Origin of the sequence: Labrenzia sp. 011 (assembly GCF_003075075.1) — a bacterium.
GTDB lineage: Bacteria > Pseudomonadota > Alphaproteobacteria > Rhizobiales > Stappiaceae > Roseibium.
This window is the reverse complement of sequence record NZ_QCYM01000012.1, coordinates 92,104-114,140: the sequence shown is the minus strand read 5'-3', so window position 1 is coordinate 114,140 and position 22,037 is coordinate 92,104. Positions and strand designations below refer to the sequence as shown.

The window sequence follows — 22,037 nt, the reverse complement described above, 5'->3', positions numbered from 1 at the left end:
GGTGGTTTTTGCCGGCCCGTGCATTCGAATTTGGCCGGCACGTTTCCGGACGCGGCGCGCGCTACTTCACCACCGGCGCCCGCTCGACACCCCAGCCGGTGTAGATCCGCGATTTCCTGGCCGGCGCATCGCTGCTGTAGCGGTTGCCCCGTTCGCAGCTTGCCTCGGCCAGCTTCACCTGACCCTCGAGCTCGCGGATGGCATTGTTGACTTTCCAGACCCGGTCCCGGCTGGGTGTTTCGATCTCGAGACCTTCCAGCGCCTTCTTGTAGGCGATGATCCGGTAGCGCAGCGCTTGAGCGACCCATTTGGTCATCACCCGGTTTTCCCACACCCGCGCCTTGGCGCCGTCATAGGTTTCCTGGGTGGTCACCGCCTTGTTGCCCAGAACCCTCAGTCGCTCGTCATCCGCCTTTTCGACCCGGACCGCCACCGTGCAGAACGGCATGACCAGTTCCGCGTCACCGGATGCATCGGACGCGATCTTGTCGTAGCGGGCGTCCGAGGACCGGAATTTGTCCGAGCGCAGATAGATCAGGTAAAGATCGGGCGGCACGCGGCCTTCGGTTTCCGGCAGCACGCGCGTGCGCGACAGCTCCACCATGGTGCCGCCGATCCAGTCCTTGGTCCAGGGCGGACGGATCAGCGTCCAGCCGCGGTTGCGCAGCAGCTTTTCGTCATTGGTGTAATTGAATTTCGACACAGGATCGCCGCGCAGCCGTGCCGCTTCATTTCCGGCTCTGGGCATGAGGTCGTCATGGATCACCGAGGGGCGCGCACGATCGAAATCTCCGGTCGGACGGACACAGGCAGCCAGGGAGGCGGTGGCGAGCAGGACAGCGGCCAGCGCAAGGCCTCGTCCGCATCTCTGTGCCCCGCCCTGCGCGGAACCGGAATGTACCGCTTCACATTTGCCCATAGGGCGTTTCTCCAAACCGCTGAAAGTGTCGGCAACGCGGCTGGAGTGACGCGAACCGTCAGTCCTTGTCGGAGCCGGCCGGTCCAGCAGCTTTTCCGATGGTCGCGATTCGCGCGGCAAGATCAAGGTCATGTCGCTCATACCGGACACCTGGGAAGAGGATAACTTCTCCAATGGCATCCCGGCCGGTCGCGTAGCGGCTGTCACATGGACGCCCCACTCGTGCAGCGGGGCGCTGTGCTGACGCGAAGTCCAACAAATTGCCCATCGTCTCCTCCTTCGGTTCCTCTTGCTCCGGCGGTGTCATACCGGCGGAACTCGGTCAAACGGGCGACGCATTACTTCCTGCGAGCTTCATTAGGAAGCCGTCAGGGTTAACAGGATGCTAACGCTTTTAGGGCAATTTGAACGAAACAACTCCAGCCGGTGGTCCGGTCTTCTGTATTTTGTAGACAGGTGTCATGCGTCAAAGGCCTCACGTCGATTCATCCGTTCACACGTCCGCGCATGGCCGGAAAAAGGCGCCGCAGGATGGTGGCGTGCTGCTCGCGGCAACGGAGCTCTTCGTCGGGAAGTCCTGGCATGACGTTGAAGAAAAGAAGATTTTTCTGGAACTGGCACGCAATCTCCTGCCCGCGACCACTCTTCAGGATCGCCGCCGGATTGCCTCCATGCTCGCCGCCCATCCGGAAATACCCGACGACCTGCTGGAACTCCTGGCTTCCGACGAGGACGAACTGACCGCCTATCCGGCGCTTCGTTACAGTCAAAGGCTTTCTGTGGATCTCCTGCTGCGCAAGGTCAGGTCCGGACCGGATTCGCTCCGGCGTGCGATTGCCAACCGCCCCTCATTGCGCGAATCGGTTCTCACCGCCCTGTGCGAGCACGCGGGCGCCGATGTCATCCGGGTTCTGCTGCAACGGGAAGATGTCCGCCTCGCTCCGGTCCATCACGACAAGCTCAGCCGCCGCAGCGAGATCGTTGCCGCTCTCGGCCTGGAACTGGCCGGGCAGGATGCGCTCAATCCCGACGGTCTCATGGGCCAGTACCTGCATTTGCCCGCTCCGCTCAAGGCAAAGGCCATTGCGGCGGCGGAGATCACCAGCCTCGTCGACAAGGCCCGCACGCCCGGTTCGGGAACTCTCCATCGCCGGGACGGTCGTCTTTGCGATGCCCTGGTGGCCCGGGCCCGCGCCGGCGACCGCCCGCATTTTGCCGCTCTTCTCAATCAGGGTTTGAGCCTGTCGCAGCCCGTGTGCGATCAGTTGCTGCAGGGGACCCAGAAAGACGGTCTGACCATCGCGCTCAAGGCCCTGGGCATGTCCCCCTCGCAGACAGCCACCGTGTTGATCCGGATGTTCGGGGAAGACATGCCACTGTCGGACTTGCGCGGTCTGCTGCGCTTCCACCGGACGCTGAGCGTGGGTGCTGCCGGCGTTCTGACGAGTCAGTGGATCCTGCGGGATGAGGACACGGGTACGGCGTCTCCTCGCCACGCTCCCCAGTATCAGGAAACCAGGAGGCCCCAGGAGACCGCACGGACCACCTCGGGCGCCGCCGAGATCGGCCCTGCACGCCAGAAGACCGGCAGCTGATCGCCGACGACCGGACCGCAGGACACACGGTGTCCGCCTATGAAATCACCAATCCGCGCAATGCAGGGACGTCGAGAGGATGTCTCGTGACTTGACTTCAGGTGGTCGCCTGAACGCATCTCCCATGCCATTTCGTCTTCAATAATGAGGTTGCGCCTAGAACCGGAACAGGCCCTTGCCGGGATCGGGATCGGCGTCGGGTTCATCGCCGGCAAGCGGCAGATCCACCTGCCCGTCCCGCGCCTCGATCTCCACCAGCCAGTAATCCGGATCCATCCGGCGCTCCTTTTGAAGACGTTCGGCCAGTTGCTCTCCATCAGCCTGAAGCAATATCCGCTCGAACAGGCGGCCGTCGGGAAGATCGCTGAACATGGACTGCGGTGCGGGGCCGTAAAAGTCGAAGGTGCCATCCAGCCTGTCGACACTGACGAACACGGCACCCGCTTCAGGTGCACCGCGTTTCGAGACCGCAGCGAAACCGCCGCTGTTGAACACACGGCGGACAAGCGCACTGACAAAGAAATCGGACGTGACCCGCATTCAACGATCCTCGACAGGAAACGGCGAAGTGGCGCGGCAGCGGTGAGCAAACCGCAGCAGAGCCTCACCAGAAACGCTGTCTCATATCAGAATTCAGCCGGAAAGCGAGCGGCCACTGATCATTTCCAGGCGCTCGATCACCACCGGCCCCGGCTCGCCCGTCAGGGGCAGTCCCCGGTCGAGTTCGAACCGTTTGATGGCCGCAGTGGTGTTGGCTCCGATAAGGCCGTCCGCCTTCAGCGGACCATAGCCCAGCTCAGACAACGCCTTCTGGATCTTCATCAGTCGGGGATCCGCATCGACACCGGCAACCGCTTCCGGACCGGTGTCCTGAACGGGGGTGCCGGAAAATCCGGGCTTGGCGCGCGGCACAGGCATCTGTCCGGCCAGCGGTGCATCCCCCTGCATCAGGACCAGCGCAAGCAGGCTTTCGCTGGCTTCACCGGTTTCCACTTTCCCGGCGCGACGCTCGAAGGCGCGGATCGCACGCTCCGTCGCCGGTCCGTTCAGACCGTCAAGTGGCCCTTCATACAGACCGATTTTTCTCAGGGAGATCTGCAGATCCAGCACCAGGGTCGAGATTTCCTGCACCTGCAATCCGCTGCGCCGGTCTCCCGGCTCGGGAAGCTGCACCGCGTCGGATCGTTCGCGGGTTGCAAAGAGCGGCGCGGGGTGCCTTCCCGGCTGCAGTCCGACGGCATTGGCCACGATCAGGCAGGCCGTCAGTCCCATCACGACCGTACCGCCCGCCGCCACCGGATTGTCGAGCGCCGCATGCCCTGCCCTTGTCATGAACGAGTCGGGCGTCTTGGCCTGTTTTTTCTTTTTTACCTGTTTTGCCATGCCACCGCCTACGCAGTTCTCGCGAACGGCCGGCCGGCCGTATCAGCCTGGGACGGGGCCGGGCGCAGAACCTGGACGGAACGAACCGGAAGACGCAGGGCGACACTTTCGCCATGTCCCAGCATGGTCAGAACCGACAGACTGCCCCCGGTTGCCTCCAGCAGGTCGCTTGCGAAATCGAGCACCGGCCGGGAGGCCTCCGAACTCCAGCTCAGACTGGACAGCCGGTTTCTGACGGACAGCACGACTTCCAGACCGTTGCAATCCGCATGTCCGGAGACCGTAACCACGGCTCCGTGTTCCGAGGTCTCGATCATGTCCGACAGGATGAAACACACTGCTTGGCGAAGACGTTTCTCGTCCGCGACCGCGGCCGGCAAATCGGCGGCGGTATCTGTTTCAATCTCCACCCCGCGCCGGTCAGCCAGGACCGTCACCAGTTTGCGACAGTCTGCGAGACAGGCTGCAACATCGATCGTGCCGTAGTCCGGCTCGCCGCTCACGCACATCTCCGGCCGGAATTCCAGAACAGCGTCCAGCCTTTCAAGACCCGCTTCCCCAGCCGCCTTCATCCGGTCGGCGGCGGCATGCGCGGCTGTTCCCGGTGCGGCACCTGCACCGGCTTGCAACGCCGTTGCCTGGGCGATCATTTCGGCAAGAACCTTGCGCGCATCCAGACCGGCGGTTTCAAGCAGGGTTCTCGAAATGCCGGCGGTCCGGCTTTCCTGCAACGGGGAAGCAGCTTCCGCGCGCTCAAGGACATCCCCCGCTCCCGTCTGCCGAATGAGAAGGAGCAGTCTGCGATCCGCCGAAGCGGCTCCGTCGTTCCCTTGCGCCTTGATATGCAATTGCAGCTGCCGGTATTCCGCCTGGCCGCTTTCGCCGGGAACACTGGCACCGATCCGCATGCGTACATCGAACACTGCCGGCTCGCCGGTGTGCCGGACATCGGACAATCTGGTCAGATAGAGCGGCCGGTCCGCCACATGCAGCCGCTGAAACAGCCAGTCGTCGCTGCCGGCATCCGGCAGTCCCCCGAACATCTGCTTTACCGGTCCACCCAGAACGCGGATCCGTCCGCCGGAGTCGAGTTCACAGAAGACCTCCGAGACACTCTGGCTGATCAGTTGCCGCCGGCTTTCGGAGGCAAGCACCGCGGTCCGGGCCCGCCGCCGGTCCCCGGACAACCGGTAGGCCAGCATGCCCGCATAGATGAGCGCGGCAAGAGCCGTGACAAACCGCGCCGGCCCCGGCGAGGGTTCGAACTGAAGCTCCGGCAGCGGCAGAAACGCCATGGCGGCAAGCAGAGCAGTACAAAGCGCGGCAACAAGCACCGGCGTTTTCCGGCTGGTTGCAAAGGCCGCCTCCACCAGGGGTATCAGCAGCCAGATGGCCGCGAAGGAAGCACTCCCTCCGGTCAGGAAACAGATCGCGGCAACAGTGCAGGCAAAAAGCGAGGCCGAAACCGCGATCACCTTGTTGAGATCGCCCGATTGCGACAGATAGAGCGCCAGCGGCCACTGGCTCAGCATCCAGGCCAGAACCAGAATTTCGGCCACATGCGGCGGTCCGGCAAGTGCCAGATGCAGGGGCAGGACGAAAAGCGCGACGGCGCCGCTCAGCATGGCGCTGATCAGGAACGACCGATGCAACGGCGCCAGAAAACTGTCCCCGGCGGCGTGGGGATGAATCATCCCGTCGACTCGCGAGGCCCAATGGCTCAGCAAATTTTTCAGAAAACTCAAAAGGTTACGCACTCTACACTACCACACGACAGACGCAGGAATTCCCGCTCGCAGCTCCTGTAAAGCCATTGTGTGCCCGAGCACTTAAGGAACGATAAAGGATGAATTCAAATCGGGAAAAAATCCGGAAATGCCCTTTTGTTCAGATACTTGTACGGGATTGGCTAAAATTTGAATCAATTTTTCAGAAAATTTGCCTCAAATACCTGATTCATTTTATGAAAATTCGTCCTTCCGATTCAACCGGCCATTCTCATGTCCTTGCTATGGTGTCTCCATAACAAGGGTGCCGACAGTAGAAAGGCACCCAAGATCGAACAGACTGGGTAGCGATATGTTCTTTCTCTTGAGGACGGCCTTCTGGCTAACCTTGGTGCTGGTTCTGATTCCTCTGGGATCGGATCGGGAAAGCACCCCCATAACGGAAAAGGTTGATCCCGTGTCCGCGTTTCTCGTGGCTCAGGCAACCGTTTCGGACATCAGCGGCTTCTGCTCACGCAATCCGCGAGCCTGCGAGACCGGCGGAAACGCGCTGACGGTCATTGGCAGCCGCGCCCGCGACGGCGCCCGCATCGTCTACGAGTTTCTCGACACGCAGATCGCCGAGCGTTCCGAAGACGACGCCCTGGTGACAGGGTCGACCAGTGCACCGCAGGCCGGTGTGCCCCATGAGATTTCCACCGCTGGCGCCCTGCTGCAGCCGGCATTGGAGACTGTCTCCCCTGCGGAGACAGGGTTTGGACCGGTACCACGGTCCAAACCGCGCTCGGGTCGCAAGACCTGAGCACACAGGCCGTTGGTCCGGATCCCCGCCCCCTTTGGATCCGAAAACGGTCGATTGTGCCCCGCTGACGCGGTGCTGCACGGCAGCACCGCAAGGACGGCTTCACTTCAGCGGTCTCGTCCGCTGCGCCGCAGATGAACTGCTGCCCACTTCATCTGCGGCGAAATTTTTTCCTTCTTCCCAATCGCCCCCGGATGTCCCCGTAGAGTTCGGGCGTTTCCGCCGGATCGTCTGCGCATCCGCACGATCGCGGGACTGTACGCGCACCCGAACGGCTTTCCCCAATCAAATGGTTCATATTTGCCGCCACAGGCTCTATATGGGGAACGACCCTTTTTCAAAGACCGGCGCCATGACGACAGACATAAGCGAAATCCTCGAAACTTTCGAATTTCTGGATGACTGGGAAGATCGTTACAAATACCTGATCGACATCGGCAGGGAGCTTCCGCCGTTATCGGCGGAAGAACGCACGGATGCCAACAAGGTTCGTGGCTGCGTCTCGCAGGTCTGGCTGATCACCTCCGTCGGCAAGGGCCCGGATGGCGCCCCGATGCTCACGTTCAAGGGGGACAGCGACGCCCTGATTGTTCAGGGGCTCGTGGCGGTGGTAACCGCCCTCTTCAACGGCAAGACCGCCAGGGAGATCCTCGATACGGATGTCGATGGCGTTTTTGCCAGACTCGGTCTGCAGGACCATCTGACACCGCAGCGCTCCAACGGGCTCAGGTCCATGGTCGGACGGATCCGTGCGGACGCCGAGACCGCTCTGGCTGCCGCTTGAAGCGCCTGTCATTCAGCTGAACACAACGTGCTCGGCATGTAGGGCATGCCAGCCGGCAACAGAGCACTCCCACCAGGCGCCTGAAACAAAAAGAGCCGCCCGGTGGGCGGCTCCATGTCGTTTCTGCTGGCTCTGACAGATTTTACTTCGAGCGCTTGCGCTGCTGGCCGAGGCCCATCTTCTTGGCCAGTTCGGAGCGGGCAGCTGCATAATTCGGCGCCACCATCGGATAGTCTGCGCCCAGGTCCCACTTTTCCCGATATTCTTCCGGGGTCATGTTGTAGTGGGTGCGCAGATGACGCTTGAGTGACTTGAACTTCTTGCCGTCTTCCAGGCAGATGATGAAATCCGGCATGACCGATTTCTTGACCGGCACTGCAGGCTTCAGCGGCTCCGGCTCCGGCTCGTTGGAAGCGGTCGCGGTTTTCTGCAAGGCGCCATAAACTTCGTTGATCAGGCTCGGCAGATCTGTAGACGCAACAGTGTTATTGCTCACATAAGCTGAGACAATGTCTGCGGTTAGATCAATCAGATTTGCATCCACCGGACTATCAGTCATATTTCACCCGTTCTTTACTGAATTCAATTCAAATTTCGGTGTTAACCTGCAAAAAATTGGTATCGCAAGCGTTCAAAGAATTTCTGTTACTTGCGGACTTTGGAAATCAAACCCGATTCTACTTTGCAGGTAATCGTCACAGCCTTATATCGTCGGCTATCTGATACGGCAACCCCACAAATCAAATAAAAACGAGATAGCGTCAATAAAAATCAAATTCTACAAATATTGACTGTTTGGTGTGCATCTATACTGACAATGGAGGGACAGTATTGCCGCCTGCCCGGTCTTTATCCACAGCAACACAAAAACCCGGAATCACTCCTGCGCCTTGGGCCTGATTGTTTCCGCAAGGGCATCTTCTTTTGTGTCGGCACAGGGACGATAACCTGCAGCATATGCAGCTTTCGCCAATAAATGGGCCGAAATTGGGGCGGTCAGCAGAAAGAAGACAATGCCGGCGATCGCCCGCGTCACGACCGCAAGATCGCTCGCATGGACGGCCATGGCCAGCAGCATCACTCCGGACCCCAGCGTGCCCGCTTTCGATGCCGCATGCATGCGCATGTAGACATCTTTCAGCCGGATCAGACCGACCGAAGCCACCAGCGCGAACAGCGAGCCGATGATAAGCATAAGGCCGGTGACGATTTCCACGGCAGCAGTCATTTTCCCGCCTCCCTGCGTTTGATGCTTTCATCGACTTCCGCCATGATCGTCTCGTCACCGGCCAGGCCGCGATTGAGGACGAAGCGCGCGAAGGCGACTGTTGCCAGGAAACCGACCAGACCGAGCGTGATGGCAATGTCGATATAAAGGTAGTAGCCGGTCAGGATCCCGATGGCGGCGATGAACCCGATTCCCACCGCGACCAGCATGTCCAGCGCCACGACCCGATCCGGAAGGCTCGGCCCCTTGACGGTCCGCACCACGATGATGACGAAGGAAATCGTCAGGATCGCCAGCGAGATGCTGACGGACAAATCCAGAAACGCCGATGAAAAGTCTTCAAGCGAAGTCATCTGAACACCTCCAGGATTTTACGCTCGAAACCGTTCTTGATGTCGTCGATGGTTGCCTGCGGATCCGGCACGTCAAGACAATGCACATAGAGCGTCTTGCGATCCTCGGAGACGTCAACCGAGAGCGTACCCGGCGTCAGCGTGATCAGATTGGCCAGCATGGTGATCTCGAAATCCCTGTCCACGGTCAGCGGAAAGGCGATGATGCCCGGCTGCAGGTTGATCCGGGGCCTGAGCACGATGATCGCCACGCGCCAGGCCGACAGCACCAGTTCGTAGACGAAAAGGGCCGCAAGCCCGATTCCCTTGGCGAAGCGCTGGAAATAGCTGACCGTGCCCACCTGCTCACGGATCAGATAGAGCGCACCGAAGCCGAGCACGAAGCCGAAGGTCAGATTGACTTCCGAAAAGCTGCCCGTGACCGCGCCCCAGGCGAGCGCCAGAAGAATGTTGATCAGAAAGAGACTTGTCATCCCGGCACTCCAAAGACCGACCGCAGGTAATCGAGCGGCTCAACGATACCGCCCGCCCCCTGCGTGGAAAGTTTCAGCATCCATTCGGGCTGCACGCCGATGTAGATCACAAGCGCTGTGAGAATGCCCAGCGGCACCCAGACCGCCCCGCCTGAGACCTGCGGCGCACCATCGGCCGGGACGGTCGTCACCGATGCGGTCTTGCCGTCAGGCGTTCCTTCCGGGCCACCGCGCCAGAAGGCGAATATCCAGACCCTGCCCATGGCCAGCATCGTCAGGAACCCGCTGACCAGAATGGCCGCTCCGAGCCAGGCCCGGTCATCGGCAAAGGCCGCCTTGACCAGCATGACCTTCGGCCAGAAGCCTGAAAAGGGCGGCAGGCCGGAGACCGCGGAGGCCAGAACCAGGAACACCGCAGAATAGGCGGCGCTTTTGGCATAAAGCCCGCCGAGTCTGCGCAGATCGTAGGAACCGCCCAGCATGGCCATGACGCCGGCCATCATGTACAGCGCCGTCATCACGATGATCGAATGAACGGCATAGAAGACCGCACCGGAAATCGCCAGCGTCGTTCCGACCGCGACACCGGCCAGCATCGAGCCGATGCCGGCGATCACCACATACCCGAGAAGACGGCGGACTTCACTTTGCGCCAATGCACCCAGGGCGCCCGTGAGCAGCGTGGCGATGGCCACCACCGAGATCACATCCGACAGATAGCCGAGCGAGGCCGGCAGGATCAGGACGAAGACCCGGATCAAAGCGTAGACGCCGACCTTCGTCAGCAACCCGGCAAAGACTGCGGACACGACGATATTCGGTGTGTGATAGGAGGCAGGCAGCCAGAAATTGACCGGAAAGGCCGCCGCCTTCATGGCGAATGCAAGAAAATACAGCGCAGCGACCGTCGCCAGCGTGCCGGAAGCCGGATCTTCCAGGGAAGCAACCTTCTGGGCGAGATCGGCCATGTTGAGCGTGCCGAATATGCCGTAAAGCATGCCGGTCGCGATCAGGAAGAGATTGGTGCCGACCAGGTTGAGCACGCCATATTTGACGGCCCCGTCCAGCTGGATGCGATCGTTGCCCAGAACCAGCAGTCCATAGGACGAGATCAGGAGCACCTCGAACCAGACATAGAGGTTGAAGATGTCGCCGGTCAGGAAGGCACCGGACACGCCGGTCATCATGAGCAGCAGGAACGGATAGAAACCGTAACGGCGGCCCGTGCTGTCCACGGTCGCCGCGCCGTAAACGCCCGCACAGAACGCCACGATCGCACCGATGAGCGACAGCGTCGCCCCCAGCGTATCGACGGTGAAGGCAATCCCGAACGGCGGCAGCCAGCTGCCCATGACCATGGTGATGACGCCGTGATCGAGCACGCGCAGCAGCAGCGCCACATTGGCCAGCACCAGCACGCCCAGAAACCCGATGCCGACCTTGGGCTGCAGATCGGTATTCTTGCGCAGCATCAGGCACAGCGACCCGCCCAATATGGTGAGCAGCGAAGGGGCCACCACGAGCCAGTCGCCGGCGGCGACCGGCGCGGTCGCCATGGCTTGGGAGAGATCGACGGAAACGGAAGAACCGGCCATGAAGTTTAGTATCCCTGCGGCGGAGTTGGGTCGTCTTCAGGTTCGGCGAGACGCATTTCATTGACACCGTCAGTCCCCAGCTCCTGGTAGGCCCGGAAGGCGAGAACCAGAAGGAAGGCGAAAAACGAGAAGGAGATCACGATTGCCGTCAGCACCAGCGCCTGTGGCAGCGGGTTCGCGGTAACGACTTCCGGCACATAGAGATGCTCCGGGATGAGCGGCGGCACTTCGCGAAGCAGGCGCCCGTTGGTGAAGATGAGCAGGTTCACCGCATTTCCCAGAATGGCGATGCCCAGCAGCATCCGTACCAGATACTTCGACAGCATCAGATAGATGGCCACGGTGAAAAACAGGCCGATCAGGATAACGACACCGGTTTCCATCAGTCGTTCTCCCTTTCTTCCAGCGCAAGGGCGATGGAGCCGATCGCCCCCACCACGACGAGATACACGCCGATGTCGAACACCATCGGTGTGGACAGGGCGATCTCCACGTCGAACAGCTCGAAAATCAGCCACTGGCTGGTCATATAGGCCTGAGACTTGAAAAAGGAGAGTATCCCGGCAAGCGCCGCCAGAAACAGCCCGAAACCGGAAACGCCCATCGGATGGAAGTAGATGGCGCGGCGCACCGAGGCCACCCCGCAGGCGATACCGAAGATCGCCAGCGCCGAAGCCGCGATCAGGCCCCCGATGAAGCCGCCGCCCGGATCATTGTGGCCACGCAGCAGCACAAAGACCGAAAACAGGATCATCAGCGCCGTCAGAAAGGGCGCGATGGTGCGGAAGATGATCGTACGCATCAGCGGGCCTCCGAGACCTGGGCTTGCCGGGCATTCACGGTCGATGCCTCAGCGGTTTTGTCCGGCTTGGTGCGCACCCGGATCAGGGCGAGCACACACAGGCCCGCAAGTACGACCACCGCGATTTCGCCAAGCGTGTCGAAGCCGCGGAAGTCGACGATGATCACGTTGACGATGTTGCGGCCGTGGGCAATCGCCCGGCTGTACTGGGCGAAGAAATCCGACAGGCGGGTGTCGAACGGCTGCTGGGTGATGGCAAGCAGGGTCAGGGTCATTCCGAGCCCTGCCGCGCAGGCAACCGCCCCTGTCAGAAGGGCGACCGGCAGCGGCCGGTGATCGTTCGGCATCAGGTTGAGCCGCGTCATGACCAGGGCCAGAATGACCACGGAGAGCGTTTCCACCATGAACTGGGTGAACGAGAGGTCCGGCGCCCCGAACATCATGAAGATCAGCGCCACGGCAAATCCCTGGATGCCCAGCGAGACAATGGCGGTCAGCCGGGTCTTCGCGATCAGGACCGCGACCAGGCCGAGCGCCGCGATGAAGAAAATGCCCCATTCGTAGAAACGGTAGACCGGCATGTCGGGCATCGCCGGGAAACCGCCGGTCAGATAGCCCGGCAGCAGAACGGCAATCGCCGTGAAGACGAAGATCACGATCATGTAGGTCCGCATGTTGCCGGTCTGGACAAGACGGGTGAAACGGCCGGAGAAGCCGACAATGCCTGCCACGAACTGATCGAACCCCCTGTCCGGCCCCCAGCCGATGGCCGCCAGCACCGCGCCCATCAGCGCGCGCAGCCTGTCGAGCTGGGTGAACAGCACGATGCCCAGGCCGATGGTGATGAGGGACAGGATCAGCGGTGCGTTGAACGATGTCGGCAGCAGATGAAGTTCGACGTGCGTGGCCTCGCCGGTCAGCGAGGACAGGGTCGGCCCCACGAAGAGTTCGCCCGTCGTATGCGCCATCAGCGCGAGAACCAGCCCGGTCAGGGACAGGACCACCGGCCCGGCGTAGAGCAGGACGGGCCCCTCATGGGCATGCTTGGGGGTCTCGACCTTCGGCCCCATGAACGGCTTGAGGGCGACGGCGGCGGCAATCACCAGCATCAGGGCGTTGCCGGCCACCGCAGTCAGCGTGACGGCCAGGCCGGCGCCCGGCCAGTTCCAGGTGCCGTAATAAAGGACTTCCTTGGCGATGAAGCCGATGAAGGGCGGCAGCCCGGCCATGGACAGGGCGGCAAGGCAGGCGGCGGCAAAGGTGATCGGCATCGCCGACCTCAACCCGCCGAGCCTGGTCACATCCCGCGTCCCGGCCTCGTGATCGATGGTCCCGGCAACCATGAAGAGACCGCCCTTGAAGAGCGAATGGGCCAGAAGATAGAGCACAGCTCCTTCCAGGGCCTTTTCATGACTGGTGCCCGTAAGCATGACCAGCAGGCCGAGCGAGGCCACGGTCGTATAGGCCAGCATGAGCTTCAGGTCGGTCTGGCGCACCGCAAGCAGGGTCCCCACAAGCAGGGTCAGCCCGCCGAAGAGTGGCAGAATCGTCGTCCAGAGCACCGTATCGCCCAGAAGCGGATGCATGCGCATGAGCAGATACACGCCGGCCTTCACCATCGTGGCGGAATGCAGATAGGCCGACACGGGGGTCGGCGCTTCCATGGCGTTCGGCAGCCAGAAATGGAACGGAAACTGGGCCGATTTCGTAAACGCCCCGCCAAGCACCAGCAGGAAGATCGGCAGGTAGAGCCCCGTGTCCTTGATGATGTCCGGCGATCCCAGAAGCGCGGACATTTCGATCTCGCCCGTGGCGGAGATGATCAGGATGAAGGCCGCCAGCAGGGCAAGGCCGCCACCGCCTGTCACCAGCAGCGCCTGCAGCGCGGCACGCCGGGAGGCGGCACGCAGGTTGTCGAAACCGATCAGCAGGAAGGACGTGATGGACGTCAGCTCCCAGAAGATGAACAGCGAGATCAGATTGTTGCCCAGCACAAGGCCGAGCATCGACCCCATGAACAGGAACATGAACGAGAAGAACCGCCCCTGCTGCGCATGATCCTTCAGGTAGCCGCCGGAATACAGGATGATGAACGTGCCGATGCCGGAAATCAGCAATGCGAACAGGGTCGACAACCCGTCCACATAGACCGAGAAATTGACACCGAAGCTGGGCGCCCAGGCCTTGGAGGCGACAAAGGTCTCCCCATGAGAGACCGGCCCGATGAACCCGGTGAAATGCAGGAAGATCAACGCCGGCACCAGCGCCAGCGGCCAGGCGGCATTGTGTTTGAACCAGCGTGTCAGGACAGGCGCGACGACAGCGGCCGCGAAGGGCGCCAGAACGGCAAGAAGAGTGGTGTCGTCGATCGCTGCTGGCGTCATACTGATCTTTCGTCACGTTTTGCTGCAAACGGCCGGTGCCGAATACTGCGAATCAACATCATTCCGCCGGATAATAGCCGCCTTGAAATTTTATGACATGCCTAATGCCAAGGACTGTGAACAGGACGTTGCCGGAACCCTCCCGCATCAGGAGGACCGTTCCGCAAAACCTGCCACCTGTCCCACAAAAGCCGGAAACTCCGACAGTCATCCAGCGCTTTCAGGCCCGGAATACACCCTATTCCTGACCGACCTGAAAACAGATTTGGCGGGTCTGTACCCTGTTCACCTTGTCTATTCAAGCTCCAGCGGGAGAATATCCGCTCCGATCATATCCCGACAATGGCGCAATTGCCCATGGAACCTCCCTCCGACTGTCATTCCGTGTAAACATCTTGATTTCTCGACGTAAATACCGTTCAGTTTTACCAGAACTGCCACCGGCATTCTGAGTGAGGCAAAGATGGCTTTGGAATCCAGCAAGGACATTCCCTCCGGCCCGGAACCGCTCCGACCGACGAACATCGACTTTGAATCGCTCGTAAAACTCAGTAACGAAGCCGTTATACTGCTTGAGCCGCGCGGAAAGCCCCTGTTCATCTCGCCTGCGGCGGAACGTCTCTTCGGCTGGCAGGCGGAAAAGCTCGTCGGTCATCTGGAGAGCCTTGTCCATGTGGACGGTTCGGACGCCAACGCGGATCTGCTGCAGCAGATCCTTTCGGGCAAGGGCGATCCCGAACGCCCCCTGCCCCGCGCTGACCTTCAGTTCAGGTCAGCCTTCGGACCGGTGGTCTGGGCCGAAGTCAGCACGCATCTCCTGGAAGATGGCAACGGTGCCCCCTATGCCTTCGCGGTCTATCTGCGCAGCATCGCAAAGCGCAAGGAGCTGGAATCCCAGCTGCTGGCGGCCACGCAGACCGATCCGGTGACCGGTCTTCTGAATCGCCGCGCCTTTGAAGACAGCCTGAAACGCGAGTGGGCAATTGCGCTGCGCGAGAAAACCCACACCAGCCTGATAAGGGTCTCGCTCGACCGCTTCGATGCGCTGGCCGAGCAAAAGGGCCCCGCCGCCGTGGAAGACTGTCTCACCAGGGTTGCCGAAACCCTGAAGGACATCGCCAGGCGGCCGGCGGACGTCACCGCCCGCACCGCTTCCTCCGAATTTTCCATTCTTCTGCCCAGAACCCATGAACTGGGGGCCGAGACCATCAGCGCCTATATACATGTCGCCATCCACGATCTCGGCATTCCCAATTCTGATGCCGTATCCGGCGACGGTGTCGTCACGGCGTCCGTCGGCGCGGCCTGCGCGGTCGCCGAACAGACCGGGGTCTGCGAAAGCCCCGAGTTCATACTCGCAGCGGCGGAGAATTGCGTTTTCCAGGCGCGCCAGGAAGGCGGCAACCGGGTCAAGACGGTGATGAACGTTCTGGCCCGCTGACCGCCTGAGGACGCAACCGGAGGAAAACGGTGCCGCCCCTCGGTTTCCTTGCATTCCCCGCCCTCCCCTCGCTAACATCGGAATCGTGACCCGGCCGGCCGCGCCGGTCGCCTTGCCTTCAGTGCCCCTTCTCCCTATCTCCGGTCCGAAAAGAACAGCAGGAAATTTCCCATGAGCGATGACACCGTCCGGCAAGACGACGATGCCCCGAAAGTAAGAAAAACCACTGCCGAATGGATGAAACAGCTGACACCGGAGCAGTTTTACGTGACACGGCAATCCGGCACGGAACGGCCGTTTACCGGTCCCTACTGGGACAACAAGCTGATCGGCCGGTATGACTGCGTGTGCTGCGGAGCGCCGCTGTTCATGTCGGACACCAAATTCGACGCCGGCTGCGGCTGGCCGAGTTTCTTCCAGGCAGTCAGCCCCGACGCGGTCCGCGAACTTGAGGACAATTCCCACGGCATGATGCGCACCGAGATCCGTTGCAGAGCCTGCGATGCCCATCTTGGTCACGTCTTCCCCGATGGCCCGCCACCGACCGGTCGGCGGTACTGCATGAATGGCCACGCGATGACCTTCGTCCACGGCGGACGTCCACCCGTCGCGTCGGACAACGCAGAGTCCGGCCACGACTGACGCACGGGCAGGCACGCCGCCGAGCCGCCTTGACCCTAGGGAATCTGTTTCGGAAATCCTTTGCGGGATCAATATCCTATCGGATATCCGTTTATATTTCGGTTACCTGCACCTGATATAAATCACAATAACACTTACAGGAATTGTGGGAGATGACCCTTGTTTGTCTTGTGTGATTGCGTGACGGCGAGCTTTCGGGTTCTGGTCTGCGGTTTTGCTGCATTGCTGTTTCTTGCCCTGCCGGGGCAGGCCGCAGACCGCATCATTGCCTATACCGGCTACCTTCCGCCGCTGTCGATCGATCAGGAACAGAAGGGTATTGCCGTCGAGCTGATGGAACTCGTCGCCGAGGCAGCCGGGCTCGAATTCGATATCCGCTTCGCGCCCTGGAAACGCGCCCAGATCCTGGCGGAAACAACCCCGGGAGCCCTGCTGTTCACTGTCGCCAGTTCGCAGGAACGACGGGAGAAATTCGCCTATATTGCGCCGCTGTTCCACACTGAGAGCGCCCTTGTCACACTCGATCAGCCCCTCGACACCTTCGAGAAGGCGATTGAAACCGGCAAGCTCGTCGGCGTCCATCTCGGCAGTCAGCGGAGCCGCATTCTCAAACGCGCCGGCCTCACGAATTATGCGGAAATCCCGTCCGCCGAACAGATGTCCACCATGCTCCAGACCGGCCGGATCGATGCCTGGTACACCATGTCCCTGCGGGCCAACTACATGTTCAGGAAACTGGGCTACGACCCCGCACGCCTGGTCATCGGCGCCCCGGTGACTCACGGCATTCAATGGCTGGCCGCCAACAAGTCCATCGATCCGCAGATCCGGGCACGCCTTACCAAAGCCGTGTCGAAAGTCTGGCGCGATCCCCGCTACTGGCAGATCATCGACCGCTATGGTGGCGAAATGTGAGCAGCCGGCGACTTCGCCGTCCTTCACGGCCGCTTGCCGCCCGATGGAGCTCGCTTGCGCTCGCCCCTGCGCACCGGGTTCCGGTTCTGCATGCAGCGGTGCTGTACTTGGGTGGAATTACATGGCTGAGGGTCTTTCAGCGGTCAGCAGCGCAAGCACGTCTCCGGGCTTCCATTCCCAAAACTGCTGAATGGCTTCACGGATATTCATTGGTGCCGGTTTCGAGAAACTGATAGGCCAAGGGTCACGCAAGATACCGAGCGCTGACAATGTCCGTAGCCATTTCCCCAGATCCCTATGTCCAGGACGGGCCCTATGCCTGGTTTCGTCTGGCGATTTCCATTCTGCTCAGCACGCTCGGCGGCGCGGGCATGTGGGCCGTGGTCATCGTGCTGCCGGCCGTACAGGCGGATTTCGGTGTCGACCGGGCGGACGCTTCCCTTCCCTATACCGCGACCATGCTCGGCTTCGCGGCCGGAAACTACATTCTCGGCCGCTTCGCCGACCGCTTCGGCATCGTTCCGCCGGTCATTGCGTCGGCCTTCTGCCTGAGCGCCGGCTTTGCCCTTGCCGCCATTGCCCCCGATATCTGGCTCTTTTCGCTGGCGCAGGGCGTCCTGATCGGCCTTGGCACCTCGGCGACATTCGGTCCCCTGATCGCCGATATCTCCCACTGGTTCGTCAAGCGCCGCGGTCTGGCCGTCGGCAGCGTCGCCTGCGGCAATTATATTGCCGGGGTCGTCTGGCCGTCGCTCATCCAGTGGAACCTGGCAACGGCGGACTGGCGCGAAACCTACCTGATGATCGCCGTCATCTGCCTTGTGGCCATGCTGCCGCTGTCCCTGATCCTGCGCCGCCCGCCTCCGGAAAACGCGATGGCGGCAACAGCCGGCGCCAGAGGCTTCGGACAGCATACGACCGGACTGAGCCCCACCACGCTGCAGATTCTCCTGGTGATCGCCGGTCTGGGCTGCTGTGTCGCCATGTCCATGCCGCAGGTTCATATCGTCGCCTATTGCGTCGATCTCGGCTACGGCGTGGCCCCCGGCGCGGACATGATCGCCCTCATGACCGGCACCGGCGTCATCAGCCGCCTGGTGTCGGGCTACCTCGCCGACAGGATCGGAGGCGTCAAGACGCTGCTGATCGGCGCCGTCCTGCAATGCGCGGCCCTGTTCCTCTTCATCCCCGTTTCCGGCCTGGCGTCGCTCTACCTGGTGTCGCTGGTGTTCGGCCTCGCCCAGGGCGGCATCGTGCCGAGCTATGCCGTGATCGTCCGCGAGTATCTTCCGGCACGCGAAGCCGGACAGCGCGTCGGACTGGTGATCATGGCGACCATCCTGGGCATGGCGCTCGGCGGCTGGCTGTCAGGCTGGATCTACGATCTGACCGGCTCCTACGAGGTGGCCTTTCTCAACGGGATTGCCTGGAACTTCGTCACCATCTCCATCATGGTCTTCATCCTGTTCAACGGCCGCCCACGGACCTTGATCGCAGCAGGTAGATGAAGAACAGGCCACCGATCAGCCCCGTGACGATGCCGATGGGTATATCCTCCGGCGCCATGACCGTACGCGCCAGTATGTCGGCCCAGATCAGGAAAATGGCGCCCAGCAGCATCGAAACCGGCAGAACGCGGCTGTAGCTCCCGCCCGCGAGAAACCGCGCGATATGCGGGATCATCAGCCCGACAAAACCGATGATCCCGGAAAAGGCGACCATCACACCGGTGATGAGCGCGCCGACGATGAAAACGGTCAGCCGGAATCGCACGACGTTGATACCGATCGTTGATGCCGTCTCATCGCCAATGGTCATGGCGTTGAGATCACCCGCCTTCATCAGCAGATAGGGGACGGTGACGAGCAGGATTGCCAGCGGGAACAGGAGCTGGTTCCACTGTGCCAGTCCGAGGCCGCCGAGCATCCAGAAGACAACCGTGTGAGTTGCCCTGGGGTCCCCCAGAAAAATCAGCACATTGGCGAGCGACATGACGATGAACGAGACCGCGACACCGGCCAGCACGAGCCGGTCGGCACTTGTCGCCGACGCGAAATGCGTCACCCCCAGCACCGTCAGGGTCGCCAGCAAGGCGCCTGCGAATGCCAGCAGGGGGACGGTCATCAGCCCCAGAAAAAGCCCTGTATGCAACAGCGCGAAGATGGCGCCCGCCGCACCGCCGGACGAGATGCCGAGCAGATGCGGGTCGGCGAGCGGGTTGCGCGTCACTGATTGCAACGCTGCGCCGGTAACGGCAAGTCCCGCTCCGACGAAACCGGCAAGCAGGGCCCGAGGGAAGCGGATCTCCCAGACAATCGCTTCCCGGCCCGACGACCAGTCCGCAGCAACGGCTCCCGCAACGATCTTGTTGGCAAGAATGCCAAAGACCGTATCGACGGGAACCGTCACCGAACCGACCGACACGGCCACCATCACGGAAAACCCGAGAACCGCCATCCCTGACAGGAGCAACAAGCCGTATTTGCTCCGCGTCCCTGCCAGCTCTGATCCCGTGGGCGGTTTCCGGCCGGGTCTCCAGTTTGACTGTTGCAGCAAGGCTTACTGCCCCCGCAAGGCTTGGGCGAGCTTTCTGACCGCCTGGATATTCCGCGGTCCGGGCGTAGCCTCCACATATTCAAGGGTAACGAAACGGTCGTTGCGGACCGCATCGATACCGGCAAGAGCCGGGTTCTCTTTCATGAAGTCGCGCTTCTGCTCCGCGGTCACATTGCCGTAGTTGACGATCACCACAACCTCCGGATTTCTTTCGACAACGGTTTCCCAGTCGATCACCGCCCAGCTCTTTTCGAAGTCATCCAGAATATTGACCCCTCCGGCAGCTTCGATCAGAGCTGTCGGCATTGCATAACGGCCGGCCGTGAAGGGCTTGTCCTCACCGCTGTCGTAGACGAACACCCTCGGCGGTTCCCCATCGGTTGCCAGGGTCGATGCTATCTCGTCCAGTTCCCGGCGGTACCCGGCCACGAGATCGGCGGCGCGCTCCTCTACCGAGAAAATTGTCCCCAGATTGAGAAGGTCCTTGTACATGTCCTCCATGGTGACTTTCGGCTTGTCGCCGATATGGATGCAGGACTCGGTCAGCTCGTAGACCTTGATTCCGAAGGGCTCCAGCGTCTGTGGCGTGACTTCACCTCCCACCTTCATTCCGTAATTCCAGCCGGCGAAATAGAAATCGGCATCGGCCCCGATCAGGACTTCCTTCGTCGGATATTTCTCCGACAGCTCCGGCAGTTCCGCGACACCTGCACGCATGTCCTCGTCCAGGGTTTTCCAGCCGGATATGCCCGTGTAGCCGACCATGCGATCCCGCAGGCCGAGTACGAGCATCATTTCCGTGAGATTGACATCGTTCGAAACAGCGGCTGCGGGCGGAGCATCGAAGACCACTTCCCGACCGCAACTCAGGACCGTGCTCTGCGCGAGCGCTGGACCGGCGAAGGACAGGGCAATCATGCCGAGGGCGAAACGTTTCATGTGATTTCTCCAGGCTCTAAAGATGAAAAGTGAGATGCGGCAGTTCGCTGGATGGCAGGTTTTCCAGCTGCGCGCGCACCGAATAGGCCGTTTCGATATGGGAGGGCGTCAGCACCTCCCCCGGCGGACCGCAGGCAACGGCCCTGCCTTCGCGCAACAGGAGAATCCGGTCGCAGACCCGGCCGGCGAGATTCAGATCGTGCAGACTTGTCACGATGGTGATGCCGAGCGTGCCGATAAGCTCCACGATTTCGAGCTGATGACGGATGTCGAGATGGTTGGTGGGCTCGTCAAGGATGAGCAGCGCCGGTTCCTGGGCAAGTGCCCTGGCAACCATCACCCGCTGACGCTCTCCACCGGACAGCGAGCCGAAGGAACGCTCGGAAAACCCCAGCAGTCCCAGCCTGTCCAGCGCATCGTCGACGACTTCGCCATCCCGCTTTCCGGCGGCGGCGAATCCCGACCCGTGCGGACGCCGGCCCAGCGCAACGATTTCACGCACGGAAAGCGCAAAATCCGTCGGCTGCTCCTGCAGGACAGCAGCGACCTTGCGCGCCGTTTCCCGCGCGGACTGGCGCCAGATATCGCGTCCATCGACCAGAATGGATCCGCTGACCGGTTTGAGAAACCGGTACAGCAGCCGCAGAAGCGTCGACTTCCCGGCCCCGTTGGCCCCGGCGATCCCCAGTATTTCTCCCGGCGTGAGGTCGAAGCTGATCGGATGAAGAAGCAGGTCACCGCGTCCGGGCTTCCAGCTGATACTGCTGACGGAAAGGCGGGCCCCGGTCAAAGGGAGACCTTTCCGTCAGATCCGGCCGGGACAGGTGCCGCCGGAACCCGCGCAAGCGCAGTCCTGCGCAGTTTGCCCGGGCGCTGTCCGGAAGAACACCAGCCATCCCCCATATCCCGGTATTGGCGCGCAAACGCCACCAGGTCGTCGACATCCGCTTGCGGGTCCATATCCCCGAAAAGCCAGGCCGCCTTTTCGGCGGCCTGAAACGCCACCACGCACGGCCGCGCACACCCCGCCATGCACGCAACGCCCGAGACGATGAAATCGGTATCGGCAACCGGGCAGACCGACCGGAGTGCGCTTTTCAGCCTGCCGATCAGTTGAGGACCGGGCCGCCCCCCGGTCGTCTTGTCCCGACAGGAGGTGCAGACAAAAATCCGGTGCGGTTCCGACTTCATCGAAATTCTCCCTTGTTGACGACCGGATGCGGCACCGGCGCCGCATGGCCCACTGACGTTTCCGGTCCGGACTTGCCCTGCCGCTGAGTGTCACCGCTCACCGTGGACCGCGGATGATTACGTAATGTTATTACATAACGCAAGTCCTGTTCTGCATGGGGATGAATGACCCCATTGGCACGCATGGCGCGCGCCACGCGGTCGCCAAGACTGTCGGCCTGCGCAAGAAGACTGGAATTATGCTCGGATTTTTTCCGTTGGAACCGGTTCATGTCGCCCTCCGCGATTGCGCGGAGTGTCGAAGAACC

The 22,037-nt window shown here is 61.5% G+C and carries 24 protein-coding genes; 7 read left to right on the top strand and 17 right to left on the bottom strand.

What is annotated here, in order from left to right:
- Positions 1-61 precede the first annotated feature (61 nt).
- Positions 62-919 carry a hypothetical protein gene (locus DCO57_RS14155; RefSeq protein ID WP_116699557.1) on the bottom strand — a complete coding sequence of 286 codons (858 nt, stop codon included), beginning with the start codon at positions 917-919 and terminating at the stop codon, positions 62-64.
- A gap of 461 nt (positions 920-1,380) precedes the next feature.
- On the opposite strand from DCO57_RS14155, the gene DCO57_RS14145 reads away from it, so the two are divergent.
- A complete protein-coding gene (locus DCO57_RS14145; protein ID WP_116699556.1) occupies positions 1,381-2,514 on the top strand; it encodes a DUF2336 domain-containing protein in 1,134 nt (377 codons plus the stop codon).
- A 156-nt stretch (positions 2,515-2,670) separates the two neighbouring features.
- On the opposite strand, the gene DCO57_RS14140 is transcribed toward DCO57_RS14145, so the two are convergent.
- From DCO57_RS14140 to DCO57_RS14130, 3 genes are all read right to left on the bottom strand, one after another.
- Positions 2,671-3,054 carry a DUF1491 family protein gene (locus DCO57_RS14140; RefSeq protein ID WP_116699555.1) on the bottom strand — a complete coding sequence of 128 codons (384 nt, stop codon included), beginning with the start codon at positions 3,052-3,054 and terminating at the stop codon, positions 2,671-2,673.
- Between the two features lie 93 nt (positions 3,055-3,147).
- Complete coding sequence (locus DCO57_RS14135; RefSeq protein ID WP_116699554.1) at positions 3,148-3,897, bottom strand: peptidoglycan-binding domain-containing protein; 750 nt, start codon at positions 3,895-3,897, stop codon at positions 3,148-3,150.
- Between the two features lie 8 nt (positions 3,898-3,905).
- On the bottom strand, positions 3,906-5,591 hold the full coding sequence (locus DCO57_RS14130) for a HAMP domain-containing histidine kinase (protein ID WP_116699553.1): 1,686 nt from the start codon (positions 5,589-5,591) through the stop codon (positions 3,906-3,908).
- A 490-nt stretch (positions 5,592-6,081) separates the two neighbouring features.
- Between DCO57_RS14130 and DCO57_RS14125 the strand changes: the two genes are divergently transcribed.
- Entirely contained in the window at positions 6,082-6,426 is a 345-nt protein-coding gene (locus DCO57_RS14125) for a DUF5330 domain-containing protein (RefSeq protein WP_244287945.1), read from the top strand.
- 352 nt (positions 6,427-6,778) lie between these two features.
- Positions 6,779-7,210, top strand: a complete 432-nt coding sequence (locus DCO57_RS14120; RefSeq protein WP_116699596.1) for a SufE family protein — start codon at positions 6,779-6,781, stop codon at positions 7,208-7,210.
- A 142-nt stretch (positions 7,211-7,352) separates the two neighbouring features.
- Here DCO57_RS14120 and DCO57_RS14115 read toward each other — a convergent pair whose 3' ends face one another.
- The 8 genes from DCO57_RS14115 to DCO57_RS14080 form a co-directional block, all read right to left on the bottom strand.
- Positions 7,353-7,769 carry a MucR family transcriptional regulator gene (locus tag DCO57_RS14115; RefSeq protein WP_116699551.1) on the bottom strand — a complete coding sequence of 139 codons (417 nt, stop codon included), beginning with the start codon at positions 7,767-7,769 and terminating at the stop codon, positions 7,353-7,355.
- Positions 7,770-8,087: 318 nt separating this feature from the next.
- On the bottom strand, positions 8,088-8,438 hold the full coding sequence (gene mnhG, locus DCO57_RS14110; RefSeq protein ID WP_116699550.1) for a monovalent cation/H(+) antiporter subunit G: 351 nt from the start codon (positions 8,436-8,438) through the stop codon (positions 8,088-8,090).
- On the bottom strand, positions 8,435-8,791 hold the full coding sequence (locus DCO57_RS14105; RefSeq protein WP_116699549.1) for a cation:proton antiporter: 357 nt from the start codon (positions 8,789-8,791) through the stop codon (positions 8,435-8,437). The genes mnhG and DCO57_RS14105 overlap by 4 nt, the downstream gene beginning before the upstream one ends.
- Positions 8,788-9,264: a Na+/H+ antiporter subunit E gene (locus tag DCO57_RS14100; protein ID WP_116699548.1), complete on the bottom strand. Its 477-nt coding sequence runs from the start codon at positions 9,262-9,264 to the stop codon at positions 8,788-8,790. The genes DCO57_RS14105 and DCO57_RS14100 overlap by 4 nt, the downstream gene beginning before the upstream one ends.
- Positions 9,261-10,859 (bottom strand): Na+/H+ antiporter subunit D, encoded by a 1,599-nt coding sequence (locus DCO57_RS14095; RefSeq protein WP_116699547.1) that lies wholly within the window; start codon positions 10,857-10,859, stop codon positions 9,261-9,263. Before DCO57_RS14095 ends, DCO57_RS14100 begins: the two co-directional genes overlap by 4 nt.
- Positions 10,860-10,864: 5 nt before the next feature.
- Positions 10,865-11,242 (bottom strand): Na+/H+ antiporter subunit C, encoded by a 378-nt coding sequence (locus DCO57_RS14090; RefSeq protein ID WP_116699546.1) that lies wholly within the window; start codon positions 11,240-11,242, stop codon positions 10,865-10,867.
- Positions 11,242-11,661, bottom strand: a complete 420-nt coding sequence (locus tag DCO57_RS14085; protein ID WP_116699545.1) for a Na(+)/H(+) antiporter subunit B — start codon at positions 11,659-11,661, stop codon at positions 11,242-11,244. Before DCO57_RS14085 ends, DCO57_RS14090 begins: the two co-directional genes overlap by 1 nt.
- The gene (locus DCO57_RS14080) at positions 11,661-14,045 is read right to left on the bottom strand and encodes a putative monovalent cation/H+ antiporter subunit A (protein ID WP_116699544.1); all 2,385 of its coding nucleotides are present in this window, start codon (positions 14,043-14,045) and stop codon (positions 11,661-11,663) included. The genes DCO57_RS14085 and DCO57_RS14080 overlap by 1 nt, the downstream gene beginning before the upstream one ends.
- A gap of 463 nt (positions 14,046-14,508) precedes the next feature.
- Between DCO57_RS14080 and DCO57_RS14075 the strand changes: the two genes are divergently transcribed.
- The 4 genes from DCO57_RS14075 (at position 14,509) to DCO57_RS14060 (ending at position 18,551) form a co-directional block, all read left to right on the top strand.
- Positions 14,509-15,486, top strand: coding sequence for a diguanylate cyclase (locus tag DCO57_RS14075; RefSeq protein WP_116699543.1), 978 nt, complete (start codon positions 14,509-14,511; stop codon positions 15,484-15,486).
- A 171-nt stretch (positions 15,487-15,657) separates the two neighbouring features.
- A complete protein-coding gene (gene msrB, locus DCO57_RS14070) occupies positions 15,658-16,128 on the top strand; it encodes a peptide-methionine (R)-S-oxide reductase MsrB (RefSeq protein WP_116699542.1) in 471 nt (156 codons plus the stop codon).
- Between the two features lie 159 nt (positions 16,129-16,287).
- Positions 16,288-17,043 carry a transporter substrate-binding domain-containing protein gene (locus tag DCO57_RS14065; protein ID WP_208977948.1) on the top strand — a complete coding sequence of 252 codons (756 nt, stop codon included), beginning with the start codon at positions 16,288-16,290 and terminating at the stop codon, positions 17,041-17,043.
- A gap of 269 nt (positions 17,044-17,312) precedes the next feature.
- Positions 17,313-18,551 (top strand): MFS transporter, encoded by a 1,239-nt coding sequence (locus tag DCO57_RS14060; protein ID WP_116699541.1) that lies wholly within the window; start codon positions 17,313-17,315, stop codon positions 18,549-18,551.
- Here the strand turns inward: DCO57_RS14060 and DCO57_RS14055 are convergent.
- The 5 genes from DCO57_RS14055 to DCO57_RS23310 all read right to left on the bottom strand — a co-directional run bounded on the left by DCO57_RS14055 (position 18,511) and on the right by DCO57_RS23310 (position 22,001).
- Positions 18,511-19,500 (bottom strand): iron ABC transporter permease, encoded by a 990-nt coding sequence (locus tag DCO57_RS14055; protein ID WP_116699540.1) that lies wholly within the window; start codon positions 19,498-19,500, stop codon positions 18,511-18,513. The genes DCO57_RS14060 and DCO57_RS14055 overlap by 41 nt on opposite strands.
- Before the next feature lie 102 nt (positions 19,501-19,602).
- A complete protein-coding gene (locus DCO57_RS14050) occupies positions 19,603-20,538 on the bottom strand; it encodes an ABC transporter substrate-binding protein (RefSeq protein ID WP_116699539.1) in 936 nt (311 codons plus the stop codon).
- Between the two features lie 16 nt (positions 20,539-20,554).
- Positions 20,555-21,328 carry an ABC transporter ATP-binding protein gene (locus tag DCO57_RS14045; RefSeq protein ID WP_116699538.1) on the bottom strand — a complete coding sequence of 258 codons (774 nt, stop codon included), beginning with the start codon at positions 21,326-21,328 and terminating at the stop codon, positions 20,555-20,557.
- A complete protein-coding gene (locus tag DCO57_RS14040) occupies positions 21,325-21,729 on the bottom strand; it encodes a DUF1636 family protein (protein ID WP_116699537.1) in 405 nt (134 codons plus the stop codon). The genes DCO57_RS14045 and DCO57_RS14040 overlap by 4 nt, the downstream gene beginning before the upstream one ends.
- Positions 21,726-22,001 carry a hypothetical protein gene (locus DCO57_RS23310; RefSeq protein WP_133192683.1) on the bottom strand — a complete coding sequence of 92 codons (276 nt, stop codon included), beginning with the start codon at positions 21,999-22,001 and terminating at the stop codon, positions 21,726-21,728. Before DCO57_RS23310 ends, DCO57_RS14040 begins: the two co-directional genes overlap by 4 nt.
- Between the last annotated feature and the right edge of the window lie 36 nt (positions 22,002-22,037).

Coding starts and splice junctions, on each gene's coding strand:
- DCO57_RS14155 (WP_116699557.1), bottom strand. CDS start 919: ATGGGCAAATGTGAAGCGGTACATTCCGGTTCCGCGCAGGGCGGGGCA.
- DCO57_RS14145 (WP_116699556.1), top strand. CDS start 1,381: ATGCGTCAAAGGCCTCACGTCGATTCATCCGTTCACACGTCCGCGCAT.
- DCO57_RS14140 (WP_116699555.1), bottom strand. CDS start 3,054: ATGCGGGTCACGTCCGATTTCTTTGTCAGTGCGCTTGTCCGCCGTGTG.
- DCO57_RS14135 (WP_116699554.1), bottom strand. CDS start 3,897: ATGGCAAAACAGGTAAAAAAGAAAAAACAGGCCAAGACGCCCGACTCG.
- DCO57_RS14130 (WP_116699553.1), bottom strand. CDS start 5,591: ATGATTCATCCCCACGCCGCCGGGGACAGTTTTCTGGCGCCGTTGCAT.
- DCO57_RS14120 (WP_116699596.1), top strand. CDS start 6,779: ATGACGACAGACATAAGCGAAATCCTCGAAACTTTCGAATTTCTGGAT.
- DCO57_RS14115 (WP_116699551.1), bottom strand. CDS start 7,769: ATGACTGATAGTCCGGTGGATGCAAATCTGATTGATCTAACCGCAGAC.
- mnhG (WP_116699550.1), bottom strand. CDS start 8,438: ATGACTGCTGCCGTGGAAATCGTCACCGGCCTTATGCTTATCATCGGC.
- DCO57_RS14105 (WP_116699549.1), bottom strand. CDS start 8,791: ATGACTTCGCTTGAAGACTTTTCATCGGCGTTTCTGGATTTGTCCGTC.
- DCO57_RS14100 (WP_116699548.1), bottom strand. CDS start 9,264: ATGACAAGTCTCTTTCTGATCAACATTCTTCTGGCGCTCGCCTGGGGC.
- DCO57_RS14095 (WP_116699547.1), bottom strand. CDS start 10,859: ATGGCCGGTTCTTCCGTTTCCGTCGATCTCTCCCAAGCCATGGCGACC.
- DCO57_RS14090 (WP_116699546.1), bottom strand. CDS start 11,242: ATGGAAACCGGTGTCGTTATCCTGATCGGCCTGTTTTTCACCGTGGCC.
- DCO57_RS14085 (WP_116699545.1), bottom strand. CDS start 11,661: ATGCGTACGATCATCTTCCGCACCATCGCGCCCTTTCTGACGGCGCTG.
- DCO57_RS14080 (WP_116699544.1), bottom strand. CDS start 14,045: ATGACGCCAGCAGCGATCGACGACACCACTCTTCTTGCCGTTCTGGCG.
- DCO57_RS14075 (WP_116699543.1), top strand. CDS start 14,509: ATGGCTTTGGAATCCAGCAAGGACATTCCCTCCGGCCCGGAACCGCTC.
- msrB (WP_116699542.1), top strand. CDS start 15,658: ATGAGCGATGACACCGTCCGGCAAGACGACGATGCCCCGAAAGTAAGA.
- DCO57_RS14060 (WP_116699541.1), top strand. CDS start 17,313: ATGTCCGTAGCCATTTCCCCAGATCCCTATGTCCAGGACGGGCCCTAT.
- DCO57_RS14055 (WP_116699540.1), bottom strand. CDS start 19,500: ATGGCGGTTCTCGGGTTTTCCGTGATGGTGGCCGTGTCGGTCGGTTCG.
- DCO57_RS14050 (WP_116699539.1), bottom strand. CDS start 20,538: ATGAAACGTTTCGCCCTCGGCATGATTGCCCTGTCCTTCGCCGGTCCA.
- DCO57_RS14040 (WP_116699537.1), bottom strand. CDS start 21,729: ATGAAGTCGGAACCGCACCGGATTTTTGTCTGCACCTCCTGTCGGGAC.
- DCO57_RS23310 (WP_133192683.1), bottom strand. CDS start 22,001: ATGAACCGGTTCCAACGGAAAAAATCCGAGCATAATTCCAGTCTTCTT.